1 protein-coding gene is annotated in these 497 nt (G+C 53.5%); it reads right to left on the reverse strand.

Annotation, left to right across the window (positions count from 1 at the left end; all coding sequences use genetic code 11):
• Positions 1-251: 251 nt before the first annotated feature.
• The coding region (locus tag FYC48_RS28550; protein ID WP_235034426.1) for a hypothetical protein at positions 252-497 on the reverse strand (246 nt) is incomplete at its 5' end.

The raw sequence follows: 497 nt of genomic DNA on the forward strand, positions 1-497 counted from the left end.
CGTTCGTCGTGCTTGGTCACGTTCGTTGTTTCTTCTAGCTTTAAGTTCGGATCAACGCACAAGCCGGATAGGATAACCGCAGTCGGCCCATTGCTTGTTGACGTGACCTCTGTTTCCTGTTGATCGCTCCTGATGTCGCGGTTTGGAAAACGTTTCCAACGGCCAACAATCGCCAACGTCGGTTCGTGATCCTATACGCCCATTGCTTCGTTGCGGTGGAGTCTTGGAATCGCCCCAACCCTCCGGAATGATTAATCGATCGGATGTCGCTTGAATTCGGTACCACGGTTCACACACACTATTCTGGTCCCGATCCAGACTGATTGATCGCCCCAGGTCAACCTGCGATCGCTACAATAGATTAGGACCGTCCAACTCCATACCGGCGGCAACCGTAAATCGACGAACCAAGTGATGAACGGGAGTCGCGGGCGCTGCTGTTTCCTGTGTTCAGGATGTTTGGCCGCGACCCCGTTATCACCAACGTTCGTCGTGCT

Origin of the sequence: Roseiconus lacunae (genome assembly GCF_008312935.1) — a bacterium.
Taxonomy (GTDB): domain Bacteria; phylum Planctomycetota; class Planctomycetia; order Pirellulales; family Pirellulaceae; genus Stieleria; species Stieleria lacunae.